The organism is Streptomyces sp. NPDC057694 (assembly GCF_042799415.1).
Classification (GTDB): Bacteria; Actinomycetota; Actinomycetes; order Streptomycetales; family Streptomycetaceae; genus Streptomyces.
The window spans coordinates 302,360-324,496 of record NZ_JBHVIX010000007.1; the positions used below are offsets into that span (position 1 = coordinate 302,360).

Annotated in this window: 18 protein-coding genes; 5 read left to right on the plus strand and 13 right to left on the minus strand. The window is 70.4% G+C overall.

Annotated features, from left to right (window positions below; genetic code table 11):
* Nucleotides 1-70: 70 nt before the first annotated feature.
* Both glmS and ACFVDP_RS19140 read right to left on the minus strand, forming a co-directional pair.
* Nucleotides 71-1,888 carry a glutamine--fructose-6-phosphate transaminase (isomerizing) gene (gene glmS / locus ACFVDP_RS19135; RefSeq protein WP_383490864.1) on the minus strand — a complete coding sequence of 606 codons (1,818 nt, stop codon included), beginning with the start codon at nucleotides 1,886-1,888 and terminating at the stop codon, nucleotides 71-73.
* Between the two features lie 46 nt (nucleotides 1,889-1,934).
* Complete coding sequence (locus tag ACFVDP_RS19140) at nucleotides 1,935-2,192, minus strand: hypothetical protein (protein WP_383490866.1); 258 nt, start codon at nucleotides 2,190-2,192, stop codon at nucleotides 1,935-1,937.
* Between the two features lie 195 nt (nucleotides 2,193-2,387).
* Here ACFVDP_RS19140 and ACFVDP_RS19145 point away from each other — a divergent pair, with 195 nt between their 5' ends.
* Nucleotides 2,388-3,968 carry a purple acid phosphatase family protein gene (locus ACFVDP_RS19145; RefSeq protein WP_383490868.1) on the plus strand — a complete coding sequence of 527 codons (1,581 nt, stop codon included), beginning with the start codon at nucleotides 2,388-2,390 and terminating at the stop codon, nucleotides 3,966-3,968.
* A 73-nt stretch (nucleotides 3,969-4,041) separates the two neighbouring features.
* Here the strand turns inward: ACFVDP_RS19145 and ACFVDP_RS19150 are convergent, their stop codons facing one another.
* From ACFVDP_RS19150 to ACFVDP_RS19200, 11 genes are all read right to left on the minus strand, one after another.
* Entirely contained in the window at nucleotides 4,042-4,932 is an 891-nt protein-coding gene (locus ACFVDP_RS19150) for a DUF4429 domain-containing protein (protein ID WP_383490870.1), read from the minus strand.
* A gap of 66 nt (nucleotides 4,933-4,998) precedes the next feature.
* Nucleotides 4,999-6,771 carry an IucA/IucC family protein gene (locus tag ACFVDP_RS19155; RefSeq protein WP_383490871.1) on the minus strand — a complete coding sequence of 591 codons (1,773 nt, stop codon included), beginning with the start codon at nucleotides 6,769-6,771 and terminating at the stop codon, nucleotides 4,999-5,001.
* Nucleotides 6,768-7,328, minus strand: a complete 561-nt coding sequence (locus tag ACFVDP_RS19160; RefSeq protein WP_383490873.1) for a GNAT family N-acetyltransferase — start codon at nucleotides 7,326-7,328, stop codon at nucleotides 6,768-6,770. The genes ACFVDP_RS19155 and ACFVDP_RS19160 overlap by 4 nt, the downstream gene beginning before the upstream one ends.
* Nucleotides 7,325-8,602, minus strand: coding sequence for a lysine N(6)-hydroxylase/L-ornithine N(5)-oxygenase family protein (locus ACFVDP_RS19165; RefSeq protein ID WP_383490875.1), 1,278 nt, complete (start codon nucleotides 8,600-8,602; stop codon nucleotides 7,325-7,327). Before ACFVDP_RS19165 ends, ACFVDP_RS19160 begins: the two co-directional genes overlap by 4 nt.
* A complete protein-coding gene (desA, locus tag ACFVDP_RS19170; protein WP_383490877.1) occupies nucleotides 8,586-10,028 on the minus strand; it encodes a lysine decarboxylase DesA in 1,443 nt (480 codons plus the stop codon). Before desA ends, ACFVDP_RS19165 begins: the two co-directional genes overlap by 17 nt.
* Before the next feature lie 216 nt (nucleotides 10,029-10,244).
* Nucleotides 10,245-11,111: a siderophore-interacting protein gene (locus ACFVDP_RS19175; RefSeq protein ID WP_383490879.1), complete on the minus strand. Its 867-nt coding sequence runs from the start codon at nucleotides 11,109-11,111 to the stop codon at nucleotides 10,245-10,247.
* 4 nt (nucleotides 11,112-11,115) lie between these two features.
* Nucleotides 11,116-12,165 carry an ABC transporter substrate-binding protein gene (locus tag ACFVDP_RS19180; RefSeq protein ID WP_383490881.1) on the minus strand — a complete coding sequence of 350 codons (1,050 nt, stop codon included), beginning with the start codon at nucleotides 12,163-12,165 and terminating at the stop codon, nucleotides 11,116-11,118.
* Nucleotides 12,166-12,349: 184 nt separating this feature from the next.
* Nucleotides 12,350-13,510 (minus strand): acyl-CoA dehydrogenase family protein, encoded by a 1,161-nt coding sequence (locus ACFVDP_RS19185; RefSeq protein WP_383490883.1) that lies wholly within the window; start codon nucleotides 13,508-13,510, stop codon nucleotides 12,350-12,352.
* Between the two features lie 5 nt (nucleotides 13,511-13,515).
* On the minus strand, nucleotides 13,516-14,463 hold the full coding sequence (locus ACFVDP_RS19190) for a hydroxymethylglutaryl-CoA lyase (RefSeq protein WP_383490885.1): 948 nt from the start codon (nucleotides 14,461-14,463) through the stop codon (nucleotides 13,516-13,518).
* A complete protein-coding gene (locus tag ACFVDP_RS19195) occupies nucleotides 14,460-16,481 on the minus strand; it encodes a biotin carboxylase N-terminal domain-containing protein (RefSeq protein ID WP_383490887.1) in 2,022 nt (673 codons plus the stop codon). The genes ACFVDP_RS19190 and ACFVDP_RS19195 overlap by 4 nt, the downstream gene beginning before the upstream one ends.
* 15 nt (nucleotides 16,482-16,496) lie before the next feature.
* Nucleotides 16,497-18,119, minus strand: a complete 1,623-nt coding sequence (locus ACFVDP_RS19200; RefSeq protein ID WP_383490889.1) for a carboxyl transferase domain-containing protein — start codon at nucleotides 18,117-18,119, stop codon at nucleotides 16,497-16,499.
* Nucleotides 18,120-18,212: 93 nt separating this feature from the next.
* Here ACFVDP_RS19200 and ACFVDP_RS19205 point away from each other — a divergent pair, with 93 nt between their 5' ends.
* From ACFVDP_RS19205 to ACFVDP_RS19220, 4 genes are all read left to right on the plus strand, one after another.
* Nucleotides 18,213-18,812: a TetR/AcrR family transcriptional regulator gene (locus tag ACFVDP_RS19205; RefSeq protein ID WP_383490891.1), complete on the plus strand. Its 600-nt coding sequence runs from the start codon at nucleotides 18,213-18,215 to the stop codon at nucleotides 18,810-18,812.
* Nucleotides 18,813-18,916: 104 nt separating this feature from the next.
* Complete coding sequence (locus tag ACFVDP_RS19210; RefSeq protein ID WP_383490893.1) at nucleotides 18,917-20,074, plus strand: acyl-CoA dehydrogenase family protein; 1,158 nt, start codon at nucleotides 18,917-18,919, stop codon at nucleotides 20,072-20,074.
* Between the two features lie 35 nt (nucleotides 20,075-20,109).
* On the plus strand, nucleotides 20,110-20,979 hold the full coding sequence (locus tag ACFVDP_RS19215; RefSeq protein WP_383490895.1) for an acyl-CoA thioesterase: 870 nt from the start codon (nucleotides 20,110-20,112) through the stop codon (nucleotides 20,977-20,979).
* Between the two features lie 20 nt (nucleotides 20,980-20,999).
* The gene (locus ACFVDP_RS19220) at nucleotides 21,000-21,998 is read left to right on the plus strand and encodes a cation diffusion facilitator family transporter (RefSeq protein WP_383490897.1); all 999 of its coding nucleotides are present in this window, start codon (nucleotides 21,000-21,002) and stop codon (nucleotides 21,996-21,998) included.
* Nucleotides 21,999-22,137: the final 139 nt, after the last annotated feature.

The window sequence follows — 22,137 nt, forward strand, 5'->3', positions numbered from 1 at the left end:
TGGTCGCGCAGTTCCCCGCGCCCCTGATGCGAGCTTCGCTCGCCCAGGGGCGTTCACCGGGCCGCAGTGTCTACTCGACCGTCACGGACTTCGCCAGGTTGCGGGGCTTGTCGATGTCTCGGCCCAGGGAGAGGGCCGTGTGGTAGGCGAGGAGTTGGAGGGGGATGCCCATCAGGATGGGGTCGAGCTCGTCCTCGTTCTTCGGGACGACGATGGTGCGGTCCGCCTTCTCCTGCTCCTGGTGCGCGACAGCGAGGATGCGGCCGGAGCGGGCCTTGATCTCCTCCATCGCGGCGCGGTTCTTCTCCAGGAGGTCGTCATCGGGGACGATCGCGACCGTGGGGAGCGCGGGCTCGATCAGGGCGAGCGGGCCGTGCTTCAGCTCGGAGGCGGGGTAGGCCTCGGCGTGGATGTACGAGACCTCCTTGAGCTTCAGGGACGCCTCGCGGGCCACGGGGTAGCCCCGGACGCGGCCGATGAACATCATCGAGCGGGCGTCCGCGTACTCCTCGGCGATCTTCTTGATCTCCGCCTCCTGGGCGAGGATCTCCGTGATCTGGGCGGGCAGCTTGCGCAGGCCCTCGATGATGCGCTTGCCGTCCGCCACGGACAGGTCGCGGATGCGGCCGAGGTGCAGGGCGAGCAGCGCGAAGGCGACCGTGGTGTTCGTGAAGCACTTGGTGGAGACGACGCAGACCTCGGGGCCCGCGTGGACGTAGACACCGGCGTCGGACTCGCGGGCGATCGCGGAACCGACGACGTTCACCACGCCGAAGACCCTCGCGCCCTTGCGCTTGAGCTCCTGGACCGCGGCGAGGACGTCGTACGTCTCGCCCGACTGGGAGACCGCGATGTACAGGGTGTCGGGGTCGACGACCGGGTTGCGGTAGCGGAACTCGGAGGCCGGCTCGGCGTCCGCGGGGATGCGGGCCAGCTCCTCGATCATCTGGGCGCCGATCAGGCCCGCGTGGTACGAGGTGCCGCAGCCGAGGATCTTCACGCGGCGCACCGAACGGGCCTCGCGGGCGTCCAGGTTGAGGCCGCCGAGGTGCACGGTGGAGAAGCGGTCGTCGATGCGGCCGCGCAGCACGCGGTCCACGGCGTCGGCCTGCTCGGAGATTTCCTTGTGCATGTACGTGTCGTGGCCGCCCATGTCGTAGGAGGCCGCCTCCCACTCGACGGTGGTCGGGGAGGCCGTGGTGCGGGTGCCCTCGGTCGTGTACGTACGGAAGTCGTCGGCCTTCAGGGTCGCCATCTCGCCGTCGTCGAGGGTGACGATCTGGCGGGTGTGCGACACCAGCGCGGCGATGTCCGAGGCGACGAACATCTCCTTGTCGCCGATGCCGAGGACGACCGGCGAGCCGTTGCGGGCCACGACGATGCGGTCCGGGAAGTCGGCGTGCACGACCGCGATGCCGTACGTGCCCTCGATCAGCCGGAGCGCCTCGCGGACCTTGTCCTCCAGCTCGGCGGCCTGCGAGCGGGCGATGAGGTGGGTGAGGACCTCGGTGTCCGTCTCGGAGAGGAACTCCACGCCTTCGGCGGTCAGCTTCACGCGCAGCTCGGAGGCGTTGTCGATGATGCCGTTGTGCACGACGGCGACCTTGTTGTCGCCGGACATGTGGGGGTGTGCGTTCTCGTCGGAGGGGGCGCCGTGCGTGGCCCAGCGGGTGTGCGCGATGCCGGTCGTGCCCTTGAAGCGGGCCGGGACCTTCGCCTCCAGGTCACGGACGCGGCCCTTGGCCTTGACCATTTTCAGGCCACTCGCCTTGGGGCTCGTGATGACGACGCCCGCGGAGTCGTAACCGCGGTACTCCAGGCGCTGGAGGCCCTCCAGGAGCAGTGGCGCCACGTCACGCTTGCCGATGTAACCGACAATTCCGCACATAAGTGTTGAAAGTCCCCTCTGGTTGGTGGAGCGGCCCGAGACCGGGTCAGCCGTAGACGATGCGCCGCAGCTGGCGCAGCGACAGGTCCGGCGGGGCCACCGCGCGGTAGCGCAGGTCCGCCAGGATCTGTTCGAAGATCGCCGCGTTCACCAGGCCCTGAGCCTGGAGCTCGCGGTGTCTGCGGCGGACGAACCCTTCCGTCGGCTCGTCGAAGTACGCGAGCACGTCCTGGATCACCCGCAGCGCCTCGCCCCGGCTCAGGGCGGTGGTCCGCGTCAGATGATCGACAAGTTCCTCGTGCACTCGGTAGATCCTGAGGGACGGTCGAGGGTTTCGCAAGAAATCTGCCCGATATCGGGCAAGGGTCGTGCGGTCGGAGGGTGGGACGAGGCGACCGGGGCGGAAACGGAGAAGGTTTGAAGGGTGCCATGCCGCTTGTTCCGCCCTCGTTCACCCGGCGTATCCGACCGGGATGGTTGCCACCAGCACCTTTCAGCCATGGACATTCCACGTATGGGCGTACCCGCCGAACTGGCCGAGCGGAGCCTCGCCGAGCAGCACGAGTACCTGCGCAGCACCTTCTCCCGCCGCACGATGATGCGCGGCGGGGCCGTCACCCTCGGCGCCGTCGCCGGCGGGGTCTTCGTGCCGGGCGCCGTCGCCCAGGCCGCCCCGGCCGCCGCGCCCGTCTCCGCCACCGCCGACATCGACGGCGCCCTCGTCGCCCCCTTCGGCCGGCACCTCTCCTACGGCGAGGACCCGCGCACCGAGATGACGGTCTCCTGGCAGGTGCCGGTGCCCGTCAAGAACCCGTTCATCCGGATCGGCTCCAGCGCCGGTGAGCTGTCGCGGAAGATATCCGCCGAGGTCCGCGCCCTGTACACGCCGGCCGGCGTCGGGACCAGCGCCGACCACACCCAGTACTACGTGCACGCCAAGCTGTCCCACCTCAAGCCGGGCCGCACCTACTACTACGGCGTCGGCCACCAGGGCTTCGACCCGGCGTCGCCGAAGTTCGCGGGCACCATCGGCACCTTCACCACGGCGCCCTCCCGCGCGGAGTCCTTCACCTTCACCGCCTTCGGCGACCAGGGCGTCAGCTACCACGCGCTCGCCAACGACTCCCTGATCCTGGCCCAGGGCCCGTCCTTCCACCTGCACGCCGGTGACATCGCGTACGCGGACCCGTCGGGCTCGGGGCAGACCACGGACACCTTCGACTCGCGGACCTGGGACCAGTTCCTCGCGCAGACCGAGTCCGTCGCCAAGACCGTGCCGTGGATGGTGAGTTACGGCAACCACGACATGGAGGCCTGGTACGCGCCGCACGGCTACGGCAGCCAGCAGGCCCGCTTCGAGCCGCCGGCCAACGGCCCCGACCCGGAGAACCTGCCCGGCGTCTACTCCTTCGTGCACGGCAACACGGCGATCATCTCGCTCGACGCCAACGACGTGTCGTTCGAGATCCCGGCCAACCTCGGCCTCTCCGGCGGCACGCAGACCAAGTGGTTCGAGGCGCAGCTGAAGAAGTACCGGGCGCACAACTCCGGCGTCGACTTCGTCGTCGTCTTCTTCCACCACTGCGCGTACTGCACCGCCACCGCGCACGCCTCGGAGGGGGGCGTGCGCCAGGAGTGGGTGCCGCTGTTCGAGAAGTACACCGTCGACCTGGTGATCAACGGCCACAACCACGTCTACGAGCGCTCCGACGTGCTCAAGGGCGAGAAGGTCACCAAGGAGCTGCCGATCGGCGGCACCGTCTACCCGGAGACCGAGGGCGTCGTCTATGTCACGGCCGGCGCGGCGGGCAAGAGCCTGTACGCGTTCCCGGTCACCGACTCGTACGAGGGCAACGAGAAGGACACCGACCCGTTCGCCTCGTACGTGACCGAGAAGGGCGGCGAGAAGAAGGCCGTCACCGTCGACTGGTCGCGGGTGCGCTACACCAACTACTCGTTCCTGCGAGTGGACGTGAAGCCCGCCTCCCCGGGGCGCACGGCGACCCTGACGGTCCGCGGCATCGCCGAGACCGGGGCCGAGATCGATCGGTTCGTGGTGGCCCGCAAGACCAAGCGCTAGGGCCTGTCCGGCGGATCGGAACGCGTCCCGGAGGGCCGGCGGGGGCCGGGCGGGGCCGTGGTCGCCGAGCGGATCAGAGCCGTTTGAGCACGGCCTGCTTCGCGGCTGCGAACTCTTCGGCGGTCAGGATTCCGGCCTGGTGCAGCTCGCCCAGTTCGCGCAGCCGGCGCAGCAGTGCGTCGTGGTCGTCCTCCGGCACCTTCGCGGGTGCCGGAGGCGCGGCCGCGGGCGCCTTCCCCAGGGCGGGGGCCGCGGCGCCGCCCGCCCCCGGGTGCGGCAGCCGGGCCTGCACCGCCGCCGCGACCAGGGCCATCAGCGGGTCCTTCTTGAAGCCCCACAGCTCGATGGAGTTCGGGTCGTACTTGGCCGGGGCCTTGGTGGGCGCGGAGCGGACGGTGAAGCGCAGGCAGCCGTTCTCCAGGCCCGCGGCCGGCTGCCACTCCACCGCCGCGATGTCGGCGAGCGGGATCTGCCGGGTACCGGCGGTCGCCTTGGCGTCCTCCGTCTTCCAGTTCCACTCCAGACGGACGTGCTCCCCGTCGAAGCTCGCCGTGCCGTCGCCCGCGGAGACCGAGAGCGGCACGGCCGGGCCCGGCAGCAGATACTCCGTGCAGGCCGAGGAAGGGACCTGCTCCAGCAGCAGCGCGCCCCGCACCTCGTCCACGAGGTACTCCGCGACGCCGTAGCGGTCCGACTCGACCGTGAGCTGGTAGGGGTCGGTGCCCTCGGCCAGCTTGCCGCCGGTCGCCTGGAGCAGCGGGTCCGCGCCGTCGCGCAGCCGGAGCCGCAGGCGGCCCGACTTCCTGCCCTGCTCGAAGGAGAGGCCGGCCAGGGCCGCGAGCGGGACGGTCAGTTCACCCAGCGTCCTGCGCAGCAGGGTCACGGCCTTGTCGCGCCCCGGGACGAGCCGCAGCGTCTCGCCGTCGAACGTCCACGTCCCGTCGCGCTGGATGATTTCCGCCATGGAGCAATTCTGGCAGGGGCTCGGGGGGACCGTCCCCCGAGCCCCTGCCGGTCTGTGCGCCCGTTCCTACGCGATCGGGTTGTCCAGGTCGCCGACCAGTTGGAGGGCGCCCGAGGGATCGGCGAGGTCCACCATCTGCTCGTTGTTGCGCAGTTGGAGCCGGTTCAGGCAGGACAGCGCGAAGCTCGGGGCGAACATGTCGAACCGGGCGAACTTGTCGGCGAGTTGGGGCGCCGACGCCTGGTAGTCACGTACGCAGTCCGCGACCGCCGCCCAGAACGTGTCCTCGTCGACGACGCCGTCCGTGACCAAGTTCGCCGCCAGGAAGCGGAAGAAGCAGTCGAAGACGTCCGTGAAGATCGACAGGAGCTTCATGTCGTCGGGGACGTCGGCGCGGATGCGGTCGACCTTCGGCGGCAGCACCGCGTCCGGGTCCATCACCGCGATCTCCTCGGCGATGTCCTTGAAGACGGCCCGCTGGACCGTGCCGCGCTCGTCCAGGACCAGGATGACGTTCTCGCCGTGCGGCATGAAGACGAGGTCGTAGGCGTAGAAGCTGTGCAGCAGCGGGGTCAGGTACGCGCGCAGGTACGGCTTCAGCCACTCCTTCGGCGTCAGCCCCGAGCGCTCGATCAGGGCGCCTGCCAGCGAGCGGCCCTCGCGGTCCACGTGCAGCAGCGACGCCATGGTGGCCAGGCGTTCCCCGGGGGCCAGGGACGGCACCGGGGACTCGCGCCACAGGGCCGCGAGCATCTTGCGGTACGGCGAGTAGCGGTCGGTGGCCGCCTCGTACTCCAGGTGCCGGTAGCCGACGGCCGCCCGCTCGCGGATGATCGTCAGGCCGGTGCCCTTGAGCACCTCGTCGTTCTCGATGAGCGCGGCGAGCCAGTCGTTGATCGCGGGCGTCGCCTCCATGTACGCCGCCGAGAGGCCGCGCATGAAGCCCATGTTGATGACCGACAGGGCCGTCTTCACATAGTGCTTGGCGGGGTCGGTGGTGTTGAAGAACGTACGGATCGACTGCTGGGCCAGATACTCGTCGTCGCCCTCGCCGAGGCAGACGAGGTGCCGCTGGGCGACCTCCGCCGCGAAGGTGACCGACAGCTTGTTCCACCACTGCCAGGGGTGCACCGGCATCAGCAGGAAGTCCGCCGGGTCGAGGCCCTGCCCGCGCAGGGTCGCGTCGAAGCGGTCGAGCGTCTCCCGGCTCAGCTCGGCGCGGAGGAAGGACTCGTACTCCAGGCCGGCGCCGGCCGTGAACGCGGCCCGCTCGCGCGTCGCCGCCAGCCAGATCAGCCGGACCGGGCTCGCGGTCTCGGGCGCGTACGACAGGTACTCGTGGATGCCGAAGCCGAGCCGGCCGTTGTTGGCGACGAAGCAGGGGTGGCCCTCGGTCATCCCCGTCTCGATGGCCTGGAAGTCGTCGGTGGCCGCCAGCTCGGCGGCCGTCAGGTCCGGCTTGGCCAGCTTGTAGCAGGTGCCGGACAGGGTGGAGGAGATCTCCTCCAGGTACACGGGCAGGATCGACTCGCTCAGGCCGAGGGAGTCCTTCATCTCGATGAAGAACTCCAGCGCGTTCAGCGAGAGTTCGGCGCCGTCGCGGTGGCGGGTGATCGAGCCGGGGGACACCTGCCAGTGGTCGAGGCGCAGCCTGCGGGCCGCGAACCGGTAGGCGGTCTTGCCGTCGTCGCTGCGGACGACGAACCGGTCGCCCGCCTCGGGCTCCGGGGTGAGCAGCCGCTCGTGGGTGAACTCGGCGAGCGCCTTGCGGATCAGGAGCCGGTTGGCCTCGGCCCAGTGCTCGGGGGTCAGATGGGAGACGGCGTCCGCGATGCTCATGCTCGCGCGCTCCTTCCGGTGGCCTTCTCGAACTGTTCGCGCGTGCAGAAGCTCAGCAGCGCCTTCTTCTCCGGCTTGTCGAGCTCGCGCTCGGGGACGAAGCCGACGGCCTCGTTGAGCGCGTGGACCGCCGTGTTGCGCACGTCGGGCTCGACGACGACGCGCTCGACGGCCGGGTCGGTGAAGAGGTGCTCCATGACCGCGGTGATCACGGCCCGCGTGAAACCGGATATGGGTGTCTCGGAGGGCGCGGTCAGGAAGTGCATGCCGATGTCGCCGGGCTCGGGCTCGTACAGGCCGGCCAGCTCGACGTACCGCGGGTCGTAGCGCTCCATCAGGAACGCGGGCTCCCCGTCGTGCAGCCCGAGGAAGGCGTCGTGGTGCGGGTGGGCCGCGATGGACATGTACTCCCGCTCGACGTCCTCCAGCTTCGCGTCCTGCATCAGCCAGAACGCGGCCTTCGGATCGGTGACCCAGCGGTGCAGCAGCTCGGCGTCGTGCTGCGGGTCGACGGGGCGCAGGGTCAGCCTGCCGAGCGTGCGGGTGGTGGTGCTCATACGGAGAACTCCTGGAAGGCGATGGTCTTCTCGACGGGGTAGTACTCGGTGCCGAGCAGCTCGCCGATGATGTAGCTGTTGCGGTAGGCGCCCATGCCCAGGTCGGGGCTGGTGATCGAGTGGGTGTGCACGCCCGCGTTCTGCAGGAAGATGCCGCTCCCGGTGGTGTCGATCGCGTAGTTGCGGGCGACGTCGAAGCGGCCCTTGCCGTCGAGCCGGATGCGGTCCTTGACGGGCTCCAGGAACGCGGGCGTCGCGTACTTGTAGCCGGTCGCGAGGATCAGGCCCTCGGTCTCGATCTCGTACGCCTTGTCCTGCTCCTCCTGGTGCAGGCCGAGGGTGTACGTGCCGTTGTCGTCGTACGAGGCCGTGCGCAGCGCCGAGTTGGTCAGCAGCCGCGTCGGCACGGGGCCGTCGAGGCCCTTCTGGTAGAGCAGGTCGAAGATCGCGTCGATCAGCTCGCCGTCGATGCCCTTGAAGAGGCCCTTCTGCCGCTCCTCCAGCGAGTACCGGGTGGCTTCCGGCAGCGCGTGGAAGTAGTCGATGTAGTCCGGGGACGTCATCTCCAGCGTCAGCTTGGTGTATTCGAGGGGGAAGAAGCGGGGCGAGCGGGTGACCCAGTTCAGGCGGTAGCCGTGGACGTCGATCTCGCCCAGCAGGTCGTAGTAGATCTCGGCGGCGGACTGGCCGCTGCCGACCAGCGTGATCGACTTCTTCTGCTGGAGGGCCTGCTTGTGCTGCATGTACCGGGAGTTGTGCAGGACGCCGTCGCCGCCCAGCTCCGCGCAGGACTCCGGGATGTACGGCGGGGTGCCGGTGCCGAGCACGAGGCGGCGGGCGCGGTAGGTCTCGCCGGTGTCGGTGGTGACGACGTAGGTCTCGGCGTCGTCCTCGTAGCGCACCTCGGTCACCGTGGTGCTGAAGCGGATCGAGGAGAGCTTGGCCGCCGCCCAGCGGCAGTACGCGTTGTACTCCACGCGCAGCGGATAGAAGTTCTCGCGGATGTAGAACGAGTACAGCCGCCCCGATTCCTTCAGGTAGTTGAGGAAGGAGTAGGGGGAGGTCGGGTCGGCGAGGGTCACCAGGTCCGACATGAACGGGGTCTGGAGGTGGGCGCCGTCGAGGAACATGCCCGAGTGCCACTCGAAGTCCGGCTTGGACTCCAGGAAGACACCGTTCAGCTCGGCTATGGGCTCGGTCAGGCAGGCGAGGCCGAGGTTGAAGGGGCCGAGCCCGATCCCGATGAAGTCGTGTGTCTCAAGAGGCGCGGTCAAGGCTGTCTCCCAGGTACTGCTCGGCGTGGCCGGCGATGAGGTCGAGGACGGCCCGGATGTCGTCGAGGGTCGTCTCGGGGTTGAGCAGGGTGAACTTCAGGTACTGGCGGCCGCCGGTCTTGGTGCCCGCGACGACCGCGTCGCCGGAGGCGAACAGGGCCTTGCGGGCGTACAGGTTGGCCCGGTCGATCTCCGCCGGGTCGGTGGCGGTCGCGGGGATGTAGCGGTAGACGAGCGTGGACAGGCTCGGCTCGACGACCACGTCGTAGCGCGGGTCGGCGGCGAGCAACTCCCATGCCTGGTGGGCCAGTTCACAGACCTCGTCGAAGAGGCCGCCGATGCCGTCGGCGCCCATCACGCGCAGGGTGAGCCACAGCTTCAGGGCGTCGAAGCGGCGGGTGGTCTGGAGCGACTTGTCCACCTGGTTGGGGATCCGCTCGGCGACGGTGCGCCGGGGGTTGAGGTACTCCGCGTGGTAGGTGGCGTGCCGCAGGGTGGCGCCGTCGCGGACCAGCACGGCGCTCGAACTCACCGGCTGGAAGAAGGACTTGTGGTAGTCGACGGTGACGGAGTCGGCGCGCTCGATGCCTTCGAGGCGGTCCCGGCGGGTGCGCGAGGCGAGCAGACCGCAGCCGTAGGCCGCGTCGACGTGCATCCAGGTGTCGTACTGGGCGCAGAGCTCGGCGATCTCCGGCAGCGGGTCGATGGAGCCGAAGTCGGTGGTGCCCGCGGTGGCGACGACGGCCATGGGGACGAGCTTCTCGGCGCGGCAGCGCTCCAGCTCGGCCGCGAGGGACAGGGTGCGCATCCGCTGGTCCTTGTCGACGGGGATCGTCACGACGCAACTGGCGGGCAGGCCGAGGAGTTTGGCGGACTTCTGGACGCTGAAGTGCCCGGCCTCGGAGGCGAAGATGCGCAGTCTGGCGAGGTCGTCGGTCTTGCTCTCCTCGCGGGCGAGCAGCAGCGCCTGGAGGTTGGACTGCGAGCCGCCCGAGGTGAAGATGCCGTCGGCGGCCGGGCCGAGCCCGATGCGGGCGGCGGTCCAGTCGATCAGCTTGCGCTCGATGAGCGTGCCGCCCGCGGACTGGTCCCAGGTGTCGAGCGAGGAGTTGACCGCGGACAGTACGGCCTCGGCGAGCACGGCCGGGATCACGACCGGGCAGTTGAGGTGGGCGAGATAGCGGGGGTGGTGGAAGTAGACGGCGTCGCGGAGGTAGACGTCCTCCAGCTCGTCGAGCGCGGCGATGGTGTCGTGCAGCGGTTCGTCGAGGTCCACGGCGTCGACGGTGGGGGAGAGGGCGTCGGGTGTGATGCCCGTGAACGGCCGTGCGGTGGTGGCGAGTTTGGCCGCCACCCGCTCGATTCCCTCGGTCACGGAGCTGCGGTACAACTCCGCGGTCGTGTCATTGAGCAGGTGCGAGCGCATGAACGGTTCCTCCGGGTGGGGATGAGGTGGTTCCCGGGTGGGGCAGGAGTGCCGCGGCCATGGACAGGGGCGGGGCCGCGACGCTCGACTTAGGTTAGCCTAACCTAATTTCCACGTGCGACCCCGCCCCTGTTTATGGCGGAATGTGTAGTTGTTTGGCGGGAATTGGATCTGTGCGGTGGTGGGTCTACGGGGTGGTGGCGCGAGGCATGGGGCCTACGCGGCGGCCTGCGCCCGCAGCGCGTCCTCGCTCAGGCCGCGCCGCCAGTACCCGACGAACTTCACCGCCCGCTTGTCGTAGCCGCGCTCGCGCACCAGGTGGCGGCGCAGCTCCTTCATCGAACCGGACTCACCGGACAGCCAGGCGTACGGCCGTGCGGTGTCGGGGAGCCGGGTGGCGCGGATGGCGTCGAGCGCGCTCGGCGCCTGCTCGTCGCGGACCAGCCAGTGCACGGTGAGATTGGCCGCCGTGAGGATCGGCTGGATGTCGGCGCGGTGCGGGACCTCCAGCCACACGTGCGCGGAGACGGACGCGGGCAGCCAGGCCAGGATGCCGAGCGCGGCGGGCAGCGCCGTCTCGTCGCCCCACATCAGGATGTGGTCGAAGTCCGCCGGGGGCTGGCAGCGCACCGCGGCGTTGTCGGCGATCGCGGGGCCGAGCACCACGACCTTGTCGCCGGCCGTCGCGGCCTCCGCCCAGCGGCAGGCGGGGCCCGTCGTCGCCGGGTCGTCGTTGTGCAGCACGAAGTCGATGTCGACCTCCTGCGCCGGGTACCGGCGCTGGCCGCTGAGCGTGTACGAGCGCATGACCGCGCGGACGTCGTCCGGCAGCGCCCGGTACGCGGTGTGCCAGCCGTGCCCGTCGTCGCCGGGCACGATGGGCGGCAGGACGGGGGCGTCCTGGCCGGGCTGCGGCAGGAACAGGGAGAGGGACTGGTCCCGGCCGCCGCCGTGGAAGTGCTCGAGGGCGGGGCCGGTGAAGGTCACCCGGAGCAGCGACGGGCCGAGCCGCCGCGTGCGGACCACTTGCAGATCGAAGAATCGGAAAGGGGCTACAGCGGGGGCTTCGGCCGTCGCGGTCATGGGGTTACGACACCTTCTTCGCGGTCTCGATCGCCTTGGCGAGGTTCTCCAGGAGCGGGGCGCACTTGTCGTAGGACAGGATCGGCTCGGGGGAGCGGGGGATGACCTGGCCCGCCTTGACGGCCGGCAGCTTCTTCCAGGTGCCCTCTTCGATGGCGTCGGGCTGGATGGCCTGGGCGCGGTCGTCCATCATGATGATGTCGGCCGGGTACTTGTCGACGTTCTCCCAGCTCAGGTTCTCGAACCAGCCGCCGGAGTCCTTCTTGGCCTTCGCCGGGGGCTCGACGAAGTTCACGCCGAGGGCCTTGAAGTACTCCAGGTCGATGGAGAGGTCCGTGCCGGACACGTAGAAGATGTCCGCGCTCGCCGAACCGGCCAGCACCTTGATGTCGGGGTGGGCCTTGGCGGCCTTGCGCAGCCGGGCCGCGGCGTCCTCGAAGCGCTTCTTCGCCGTGACGACCTTGTCGGCCTTCAGGTCGGCGCCCAGCGACTCGGCCAGCGCGTACATCCGCTCCAGGGGCTGGGTCAGCTGGCGGTCGAAGACGGAGATGCCGACGCTCGGGGCGAGCTTGGCGATCTTCGCCGCGGACTCCTCGGGGACGTACCAGAGGGTGCCCGCGGAGTCGAACATCGTGGTGATCAGGACGTCGGGCGCCAGGCCCGCGTACTTCTCGATGTTGAACTGGCCCCAGGCGTTGCCGATGACCGTGACCTTGTCGACCGGCATGTCGCCGGCCTGCACGTCCGGCTTGCCGCCCTTGACGGTGGTCGGGCCGAAGACGCCCTTGACCTGGATGCCGTAGTCGTAGAGCGCCGCGCCCACGCCGGTGAAGGCCACGATGTTCGCCGGGGTCTTGTCCAGCTTCACGGTCGTGCCGCGGTCGTCCTTGAAGGAGAACGGGCCGGCCTTCTCCGCGGCCTTCGTCGAGTCCGAACCGCTGTCTTTCGAGCCGCTGTCGCTGCCGCACGCGGCGAGCGCGGCGCCGAGGCCGAGGGCTCCGCCTGCGGCGAGGATGCCGCGGCGGGTGGGGCGGGACAGGCGGGCGTTGGGCATCACGGGCTGCTTTCGGACGTGCCGGAACTTTGGCCGGGCGGGGTCGCAGAACTGAGGGTAGGTTAACCTAAGTTCCTGGCATGTCCAGGGGGCGGGGGTGCCTGTGGTCAAGGACACGGGGCTCTGCCCCGGACCCCGCTCCTCAATCGCCGGAGGGGCTTGATTTGGCCCCGGTGGGGCTTGTTCAGATGGTCAGGCCCAGTTCCCTCGCGATCAGCATGCGCTGGACCTCGCTGGTGCCCTCGCCGATTTCCAGGATTTTGGAGTCTCGCCACATCCGGGCCACCGGGTATTCGTTCATGAAGCCGTAGCCGCCGTGGATCTGGGTCGCCTCCCGGGCGTTGTCCACCGCGATCGTCGACGAGTACAGCTTCGCGAGCGCCGCCTCCTTCTTGAACGGCTCCCCGGACACCAGCCGCGACGCCGCGTCCCGCCAGGCCAGCCGCGAGGTGTGCGCCTTCATCTCCATGTCGGCGATCTTGAACTGGATCGCCTGGTAGCCGCCGATGCTCCGCCCGAACGCGTGCCGCTGCTTGGCGTACTTCACCGATTCGTCGACGCAGCCCTGCGCGAGGCCGGTGGCGAGCGCCGAGATCGCGATCCGGCCCTCGTCGAGGATGCGCAGGAACTGGGCGAAACCGCGGCCCTCCGTACCCAGCAGGTTCGCGGCCGGTACGCGGACGTCGTCGAAGTGCAGCTCACGCGTGTCCGACGCGTTCCACCCCACCTTCGAGTACGGGGCCGCGACCGTGAAGCCGGGCGTCCCGGACGGCACGATGACCGACGAGATCAGCGGCTTGCCGTCCGCCGTGCGGCCGGTCACCGCCGTCACCGTCACCAGACCCGTGATGTCCGTACCGGAGTTGGTGATGAAGCACTTCGTGCCGTTGATGACCCAGTCGCCCGTCTCCGGGTCGCGGGTCGCCGTGGTGCGGGTGCCGCCCGCGTCCGAGCCCGCCTCCGGCTCGGTCAGGCCGAACGCGCCGAGCATCTCGCCCGCGCAGAGCCTCGGCAGCCACTCCCGCTTCTGCTCCTCGGTGCCGAAGAGATGGAGCGGCATCGCGCCCAGCGAGACCCCGGCTTCGAGGGTGATGGCGACGGAGGAGTCGACGCGGGCCAGCTCTTCGAGTGCGATGCCGAGCGCCAGATAGTCGCCGCCCATGCCGCCGTACTCCTCGGGGAACGGCAGCCCGAACAGGCCCATCCGCCCCATCTCGCGCACGATCTCGTACGGGAACTCGTGCCGCTCGTAGTAGTCGCCGATCTTCGGCGCCACGACCTCGTGCGCGAACTCCTCGACGGTGCGCCGCAGTTCCTCGTGCTCGGGGGAGAGGTGGTGATCCATCGTTCTCACTGCTCCTGTGGGTTCGCGGAGAGGGCGCGCACGGTGCGGGACGGGCTGGGCCGGCCCAGGTGTCCGGCCATCCACGTGCTGGTGTCGGTGAGCAGGCCGAGGTCGACGCCGGTCTCGATGCCGAGTCCGCGCAGCATCCAGACGAGGTCCTCGGTGGCGAGGTTGCCGGTGGCGCTCTTCGCGTACGGGCAGCCGCCGAGGCCTCCGGCGGACGCGTCGACCGTGGTGACTCCGTGCTGCAGCGCCGCCAGGGTGTTGGCGAGCGCCTGTCCGTAGGTGTCGTGGAAGTGCACGCCGATGGTGTCGGTGGGGACACCCTCTTCGTTCAGCTCCGCGAGCAGTGTCTGCACGTGGCCGGGGGTGGCCACGCCGATCGTGTCGCCGAGGCTCAGCTCGTCGCAGCCCAGGTCCATGAGGGACTTGGCGACGGAGACCACCTGGTGGACCGGGACCCGGCCCTCCCACGGGTCGCCGAAGCACATGGAGAGGTACCCGCGCACGTGCGCCCGCGCGTCCTTGGCGCGGGCCACCACCGGCTCGAACATCGCCAGGGACTCGGCGACCGTGCGGTTGAGGTTGGCCTTCGCGAAGGACTCGGTGGCGCTGGCGAAGACGGCGAGGTGGCTCGCGCCCAGGGTCAGGGCTCGGTCCAGGCCCCGCTCGTTCGGGACCAGGACCGGGAGACGGACTCCGTCGGCGGTCAGGTCCTGGAGTTCGGGGAACAGGGTCTCCGCGTCCGCCAGCTGGGGGATCCACTTGGGGTGGACGAAGCTCGTCGCCTCGATGGTGGTCAGGCCCGCGCGGGCCAGGCGGTGGATGAACTCCGCCTTGACCTCCGTGGGGACCGTGGTCTTCTCGTTCTGGAGGCCGTCGCGGGGGCCCACCTCGTGGATCCGGACCCTTGCCGGGAGGCCGGGAGCGGGGCTGATCATCGGGAGCGTCATCGGGCGGCCTCCTTGGGATCCCCGTCGCCGGTGGTGGTTCGGCCGTCAGCGGGCTGCTCCGCCGTCGTGGCTGGTCGCGCAGTTCCCCGCGCCCCTTCGGGCGCGATTCCCTCGGCGGGGCCGGAAGGTTCGACGACCGCCAGAATCTGGTCCATCGCCACCGTCGTGCCCGGGGAGACGTCCAGTTCTGTGACCGTGCCCGCGTGCGGGGACGCGATGACGTGTTCCATTTTCATGGCCTCTACTACCAGCAGGCTCTGGCCTGCGGTGACCTCGTCGCCCACCGCCACCTTCACCACGGTCACCGTGCCCGGCATGGGGGCGGTGAGCGAACCGGCGCCGCCGGAGCCCGCGCCGGTCAGGGTCGCCGCCACCGGGTCGTGGTCCCGGACCTGCCAGGCGTCGCCGTCGCGGGCCAGCCAGTCGCCCGCGGTGGCGGTCGGCCGGCCGGGGGTGGTGGGGGCGCCGTCGACCAGGACCTCCGCGCCGCGGACGCGGATCTCCACCGGGTCGTGGCCGGGGACGCGGACATGGTGGACGGTCCAGGCGGGGCTGCCGCCCAGGCGCCAGCCGTCGGGGTGGGCGAACGGGTCCACCCAGCCGGTCGCCGGCTTCGGGGCGAGTGCCTGCTGGCGCAGCACGCCGGCCGCCGCGTACACCTCCGGCGGGACGTCCGCCGGGACCAGGCTGTCCGCCTCCCGCTCCACGAGCCCGGTGTCCAACTGGCCCGCCACGACGGCCGGATGGGCCAGCAGGCGGCGCAGGAAGCCGGCGTTCGTCGGCACGCCCAGCGTCACCGTGCGCGCCAGCGCGGCGCGCAGGCGGCGCAGTGCCGTGTCCCGGTCGGGGCCGTACGCGATGACCTTCGCGAGCATTGGGTCGTAGAGCGACGAGACCTCCGTGCCCTCGCTGAGCCCGGAGTCGGTGCGCACCCCGTCGCCCTCGGGTTCGTGCAGGGCGAGGATCGTGCCGCCGGAGGGGAGGAACCCGCGTGACGGGTCCTCCGCGCAGAGACGGGCCTCCACCGCGTGGCCGGTGAGGGTGATGTCCGCCTGGGCGAACGGGAGCTGTTCGCCAGCCGCCACCCGGACCTGCCACTCCACCAGGTCCAGGCCCGTGACCAGCTCGGTGACCGGGTGCTCGACCTGGAGGCGGGTGTTCATCTCCATGAAGTAGTACGAGGACGGATCCTCGCCCGGCACGATGAACTCCACCGTGCCCGCGCCCCGGTAGCCGCAGGAGCGCGCCGCCTCCACGGCCGCCGCGCCCATCGCCTCCCGCGTCGCCTCGTCCAGGAGCACGCTGGGCGCCTCCTCGACGATCTTCTGGTGGCGGCGCTGGAGCGAGCACTCGCGCTCGCCGAGGTGCACGACGTTGCCGTGTCCGTCCGCGAGGACCTGGATCTCGATGTGCCGGGGGCGGTCGACCCACCGCTCCACGAGCAGCGTGTCGTCACCGAAGGAGGCCCGCGCCTCGCGCCGGGCCGCCGCGATCTCCTCCTCCAGCGTCGTCAGGTCGCGGACCAGGCGCATGCCCTTGCCGCCGCCGCCCGCCGACGGCTTGAGCAGTACGGGGGCGCCCAACTCGTGGGCGGCCCGGGCCAGATCGGGATCGCGGCCGCCCGGCACCACCGGGACACCGGCCGCCTCGACCGTCTCCTTGGCGCGGATCTTGTCGCCCATCAGCGCGATCGCGTCGGGGGACGGGCCGATGAAGGTCAGGCCCGCGTCCTCGCAGGCTCGCGCGAACGTCGCGTTCTCCGCGAGGAAGCCGTAGCCCGGGTGCACGGCCTGCGCTCCCGTGCGCAGGGCCGCCTCGACGATCCGCTCCACCGACAGATAACTCTCGGCGGCCGGCGGCGGGCCGATGCGCACCGACTCGTCGGCCTCGCGGACATGCCGGGCGTCCGCGTCGGCGTCGCTGTGGACGGCCACGGCGCGGATGCCGAGCTGCCGCAGCGTACGGATGACGCGGACGGCGATCTCGCCGCGGTTGGCGACCAGAACTGTGTCGAACACTTACCTAAGCTCCCCTCACATCCGGAAGACGCCGAAGCCGCCGGACTTCTCCGGGAGCGGCGCGTGGGCACAGGCGGTCAGGGCCAGGCCGAGGACCTGGCGGGTCTCCATGGGGTCGATCACGCCGTCGTCCCAGAGCCGGGCCGTGGCGTAGTACGCGTTCCCCTGGGTGTCGTACTGGGTGCGGATCGGGGCCTTGAACGCCTCTTCGTCGTCGGCCGCCCAGTCCTCGCCCCGCGCCTCCAACTGGTCGCGCTTGACCGTCGCGAGGACCGAGGCGGCCTGCTCGCCGCCCATGACGCTGATCTTCGCGCCGGGCCACATCCACAAGAAGCGGGGCGAATACGCGCGGCCGCACATCGAGTAGTTGCCCGCGCCGTACGAGCCGCCGATCACCACCGTCAGCTTCGGTACGCGCGTGCAGGCCACCGCCGTGACCATCTTGGCGCCGTGCTTGGCGATCCCGCCCGCCTCGTAGTCCTTGCCGACCATGAACCCCGAGATGTTCTGCAGGAACACCAGGGGGATGCCGCGCTGGTCGCACAGCTCGATGAAGTGGGCGCCCTTCTGGGCGGATTCGGCGAACAGGATGCCGTTGTTCGCGACGATGCCGACCGGGTGGCCGTGGATCCGGGCGAAGCCGGTGACCAGCGTCTGCCCGAACTCCGACTTGAACTCCGCGAACCGCGAGCCGTCCACCACGCGCGCGATGACCTCCCGGACGTCGTACGGGGTGCGCGAGTCGACCGGGACCGCGCCGTACAGACCCGCCGGGTCCACCTTGGGCTCGACGGCCGCCCGCACCGACCACGGCAGCGGGCCGCGCTCCGGGAGGGTGGAGACGATCGTCCGCACGATGCGCAGCGCGTGCGCGTCGTCCTCGGCGAGGTGGTCGGTGACGCCCGAGACCCGCGAGTGGACCTCGCCGCCGCCCAGCTCCTCGGCCGTGACGACCTCGCCGGTGGCGGCCTTCACCAGCGGCGGGCCGCCGAGGAAGATCGTGCCCTGATTGCGGACGATCACCGCCTCGTCGCTCATCGCCGGGACGTACGCGCCGCCCGCCGTGCACGAGCCGAGCACCGCCGCGATCTGCGGGATGCCCGCGCCGGACATCCGCGCCTGGTTGTAGAAGATCCGCCCGAAGTGCTCGCGGTCGGGGAAGACCTCGTCCTGCATCGGCAGGAAGGCGCCCCCGGAGTCCACCAGGTAGACGCACGGCAGGTGGTTCTCCAGCGCCACCTCCTGGGCGCGCAGGTGCTTCTTCACCGTCATCGGGTAGTACGTGCCGCCCTTGACGGTCGCGTCATTGGCGACGATCACGCACGCGCGGCCCGACACCCGCCCGATGCCGGCGATCACTCCGGCGGCCGGTGCCTGGTCCTCGTACATCCCGTCCGCCGCGAGCGGTGCCAGCTCCAGGAACGGGGAGCCCGGGTCGAGCAGGGTGTCCACGCGGTCGCGCGGCAGCAGCTTGCCGCGCGCGGTGTGCCGGGCGCGGGACCGCTCGCCGCCGCCGAGCCGGGCGGCCGTCAGCTTCTCGCGCAGCTCGGCCGCGAGCGCCCGGTGGGCCGCCTCATTGGCCCGCCAGGCCTCCGACGCGGGATCGGCCGCGCTCGTCAGCTCAGGTGCCTCCTGCATCCTGCGGTCCCCTCACCACGTCGCCATGTTAATGACCGTTAACTGTCTGGGTTCAGGTTAACGGTCGCTAACCCCGCTGTCTAGAATTGACGCATGGTCTCCAGAGCCACCAGAACCGATGCCCCCACCCGTCGCGAGCAGATCCTCAAAGAGGCCGCCCGGCTCTTCGCCGAGCGCGGGTTCCACGGCGTCGGGGTCGACGAGATAGGCGCCGCGGTCGGCATCAGCGGCCCCGGCCTCTACCGCCACTTCGCCGGCAAGGACGCGATGCTCGCCGAGCTGCTCGTCGGCATCAGCGGGCAGCTGCTCACCGGCGGCAGGCGCCGGGTCGCCGAGGCCGAGCACGGCGCCGACGCGCTGCTCGACTCGCTCATCGAGGGGCACATCGACTTCGCCCTCGACGACCGCGACCTGATCACGCTGCACGACCGCGAGCTGGACCGGCTGCGCGACACCGACCGCAAGCTGGTGCGCTCGCTCCAGCGCCAGTACGTGGAGCTGTGGGTGGAGGTCGTCCGCAAGGTCTGCCCCGACCTGGTCGAGCCGCAGGCGCGGGTGGCCGTGCACGCGGTCTTCGGTCTGCTGAACTCCACGCCGCACCTGAGCCGCCCGGGTTCGTTGCCCGGACGGGAGGCGACCGCGCGGATGTTGCACAAGCTGGCGCGCGGGGCGTTCGCGGCTGCCGCAGAGTGATGTGTATCTCTGGACGCTCCGGTGACCGGCCGGTAACGTTGTTCTGAGCAAGCGCTTAGTAGTTGTACTGAGTCGTCGCAGACGCCGTAGAGGGAGAGTTTTCCGTGCGCCGTACCGTTTTTGATGAGGACCACGAGGCGTTCCGGGAGACCCTGCGCGCCTTCGTCGAGGCCGAGGTCGTCCCCCACTACGACGAGTGGTTCCAGGACGGCATCGTCCCGCGCGAGCTGTACACGAAGCTCGCCGACCTGGGCCTGTTCGGCATCAACGTCCCCGAGGAGTTCGGCGGCGCGGGCCTGGAGACGCACAAGTTCGAGGCCATCCAGTACGAGGAGACCGCCCGCGCGGGCGTCACCTTCGGCGGCTCGGGCGTCCACGTCCTGCTCGCGCTTCCCTACATCAAGATGCTCGGCACCGACGAGCAGAAGAAGCGCTACCTGGAGAAGTTCGTCACCGCCGAGGAGATGTGGGCCCTCGCGATGACCGAGCCGGGCACCGGCTCCGACCTCGCCGGCATGAAGACCACGGCGAAGCTCTCCGAGGACGGCACGCACTACGTCCTCAACGGCTCGAAGACGTTCATCACCGGCGGCGTGCACGCCGACCGCGTCATCGTCTGCGCCCGCACCGCCGCGCCGACCGCCGACGACCGCCGCTTCGGCATCTCGCTCTTCGCCGTCGACACCAAGTCCGAGGGCTACTCGATCGGCCGCAAGCTCGACAAGCTGGGCCTGCGCACCTCCGACACCGCCGAGCTGGCGTTCGTCGACGTGAAGGTGCCCGTCGAGGACCTCCTGGGCGAGGAGAACAAGGGCTTCTACTACCTCGGCCAGAACCTCCCCTCCGAGCGCTGGGGCATCGCCTACGGCGCGTACGCGCAGGCCAAGGCCGCCGTGGCGTTCGCCAAGCAGTACGTGCAGGACCGCACCGTCTTCGGCAAGCCGGTCGCGTCCTTCCAGAACACCAAGTTCGAGCTGGCCGCCTGCCAGGCCGAGGTGGACGCCGCCGAGGCCGTCGCCGACCGCGCCCTGGAGGCCCTCGACGCCGGTGAGCTGACCGCCGCCGAGGCCGCGAGCGCCAAGCTGTTCAACACCGAGGTCGCGCACCGCGTCATCGACCGCTGCCTCCAGCTGCACGGCGGCTACGGGTTCATGAACGAGTACCCGATCGCCCGCCTGTACGCGGACAACCGCGTCAACCGCATCTACGGCGGCACCAGCGAGGTCATGAAGATGATCATCGCGAAGAACATGGGCCTGTAACCCACAGGACCCTGGCCTCGCATACAACTAGTGGCATGAACAAGGCACTTCAGTCCCTCCTCGATCTGCTCGATCTCGAGCGGATCGAGGAGGACATCTTCCGCGGCCAGTCCCGGTCCGCCGTCGTCCCCCGCGTCTTCGGCGGACAGGTGGCGGCCCAGGCGCTGGTCGCCGCCGGACGCACCGTCCCGGCCGACCGGCACGCCCACTCCCTGCACGCGTACTTCCTCGTCGCGGGGGACCCGGGCGCGCCCATCGTCTACACCGTCGACCGGATCAGGGACGGCCGCTCCTTCACCACCCGCCGCGTCGTCGCGATCCAGCACGGGCAGCCGATCTTCCATCTTTCCGCGTCCTTCCAGACGTACGAGGACGGCCTGGAGCACCAGGCCGACATGCCGCCCGCGCCCGACCCCGCGTCGCTGCCGACGGCCGCCGAGATGCTGCCGCGCTATGCCGACGCCCTCGGGGCCGATCGCGTACAGCGCATGCTCGAAGCGCGCGAGGCCATCGACCTGCGGTACGTGGACGCGCCGCCGTTCGCCTTCGTCGGCGAGCCGCAGCAGCCGCGCTCGCAGGTCTGGTTCCGCACCGCCGGCAAGCTCGCGGACGACCCGCTGCTCCACGTCTGCCTCGCCACCTACGTCTCCGACATGACCCTCCTCGACTCCGTGCTGCTCGCGCACGGGCGCGGCGGCTGGGCCGTCGGCGACGTCGTCGGGGCCTCGCTCGACCACGCCATGTGGTTCCACCGGCCCTTCCGCGCCGACGAATGGCTCCTCTACGACCAGCAGTCGCCGTCCGCCTCCGGCGGCCGGGGCCTCGGCCAGGCCCGCATCTACACCCAGGACGGGCGGCTCGCGATCACCGTCATCCAGGAAGGCGTGGTTCGCATTCCGCGCTGATCGGACATATGGTCCCGTACGTGGATGTACGGGATGGTGCTTCGGTGGCGGACGGGTTCGACGACGCGGAGCAGGGCGGTGGGGAGAGCGTCTTCACGGTGCTCGTCGCCGCCGCGGCGAATCTCGGCATCGCCCTCGCCAAGGTCGTCGCCGGTGTCATCAGCGGGTCCAGCGCGATGCTGTCGGAGGCCGCGCACTCGTTCGCGGACACCGTCACCGAACTGATGCTGCTCGCCTCCCTGAAGCGCGGCGCCAAGCCCGCCGACGAGGACCATCCGCTGGGCCACGGCGGCGAACGGTACGTGTGGGCGCTGCTCGCCGCCGTCGCCACGTTCGTCGGCGGCGCCGTCTTCTCCCTCTACGACGGCATCCACACCCTGATCGCCGGCGAGGACCTCGGCGATCCGCTGGTCTCGTACATCGTGCTCGCCGTCGCCTTCCTGCTGGAGGGCTTCTCGCTGCGCACCGCCGTCAAGCAGGCGCGGGGTGAGGCCGCCCGGTTCAAGGCGCCCGTCGGTACGTATCTGAAGCACACGCCCGACACCGCCGTGAAGGCCGTCGTCATGGAGGACAGCGCGGCCCTCGCCGGGCTGCTGCTGGCCGCCGGTGGACTGCTGGGCGGGCAGCTCAGCGGGTCCGGCGTCTGGGACGCCATCGCCTCGCTGTGCATCGGTGTGCTGCTGCTGTGGGTGGCCTGGGTGCTCGGGCGGTCCAATGCCGAGCTGCTCGTCGGGCGGCCGTTGCCGCGGTCGATCCGGGACGAGATCCGGACGCTGCTGCTCGGCATCGAGCACGTCGAGGCCGTTCTTGAGCTGACGACGCTCGTGCAGGGGCCTCGGGAGGCGCTCGTCGCGGCCAAGGTCGATTTCCGCGACGCGTCTACTGCTGCGCAGATCGAGTGGGCCTGTGAGGATGCCGCTCGGCGGTTGCAGGAGCGGTTTCCCGCGGTGCGGCGGGTGTACCTGGATCCGACGCCCGGGTTCGCCCAGCGACGTGAGGCGGGGCTCGAGCCCTGGTAGGGCCGGTCCGCTCTCGGGTGCGGCTCTCGTCGTGGCTGGTCGCGCAGTTCCCCGCGCCCCTCAAAGGGTTGTCGGTCGGCTGACGGCCGGTGGCCGCTTCTCGCGCAGTTCCCCGCGCCCCTGAAGCGAGCTGCGCTCG

Excerpts from the sequence above, each read along its gene's own strand:
- glmS (WP_383490864.1), bottom strand. The coding sequence starts at position 1,888 with ATGTGCGGAATTGTCGGTTACATCGGCAAGCGTGACGTGGCGCCACTG.
- ACFVDP_RS19145 (WP_383490868.1), top strand. The coding sequence starts at position 2,388 with ATGGACATTCCACGTATGGGCGTACCCGCCGAACTGGCCGAGCGGAGC.
- ACFVDP_RS19150 (WP_383490870.1), bottom strand. The coding sequence starts at position 4,932 with ATGGCGGAAATCATCCAGCGCGACGGGACGTGGACGTTCGACGGCGAG.
- ACFVDP_RS19155 (WP_383490871.1), bottom strand. The coding sequence starts at position 6,771 with ATGAGCATCGCGGACGCCGTCTCCCATCTGACCCCCGAGCACTGGGCC.
- ACFVDP_RS19160 (WP_383490873.1), bottom strand. The coding sequence starts at position 7,328 with ATGAGCACCACCACCCGCACGCTCGGCAGGCTGACCCTGCGCCCCGTC.
- desA (WP_383490877.1), bottom strand. The coding sequence starts at position 10,028 with ATGCGCTCGCACCTGCTCAATGACACGACCGCGGAGTTGTACCGCAGC.
- ACFVDP_RS19175 (WP_383490879.1), bottom strand. The coding sequence starts at position 11,111 with ATGACCGCGACGGCCGAAGCCCCCGCTGTAGCCCCTTTCCGATTCTTC.
- ACFVDP_RS19180 (WP_383490881.1), bottom strand. The coding sequence starts at position 12,165 with ATGCCCAACGCCCGCCTGTCCCGCCCCACCCGCCGCGGCATCCTCGCC.
- ACFVDP_RS19185 (WP_383490883.1), bottom strand. The coding sequence starts at position 13,510 with ATGGATCACCACCTCTCCCCCGAGCACGAGGAACTGCGGCGCACCGTC.
- ACFVDP_RS19190 (WP_383490885.1), bottom strand. The coding sequence starts at position 14,463 with ATGACGCTCCCGATGATCAGCCCCGCTCCCGGCCTCCCGGCAAGGGTC.
- ACFVDP_RS19200 (WP_383490889.1), bottom strand. The coding sequence starts at position 18,119 with ATGCAGGAGGCACCTGAGCTGACGAGCGCGGCCGATCCCGCGTCGGAG.
- ACFVDP_RS19205 (WP_383490891.1), top strand. The coding sequence starts at position 18,213 with ATGGTCTCCAGAGCCACCAGAACCGATGCCCCCACCCGTCGCGAGCAG.
- ACFVDP_RS19215 (WP_383490895.1), top strand. The coding sequence starts at position 20,110 with ATGAACAAGGCACTTCAGTCCCTCCTCGATCTGCTCGATCTCGAGCGG.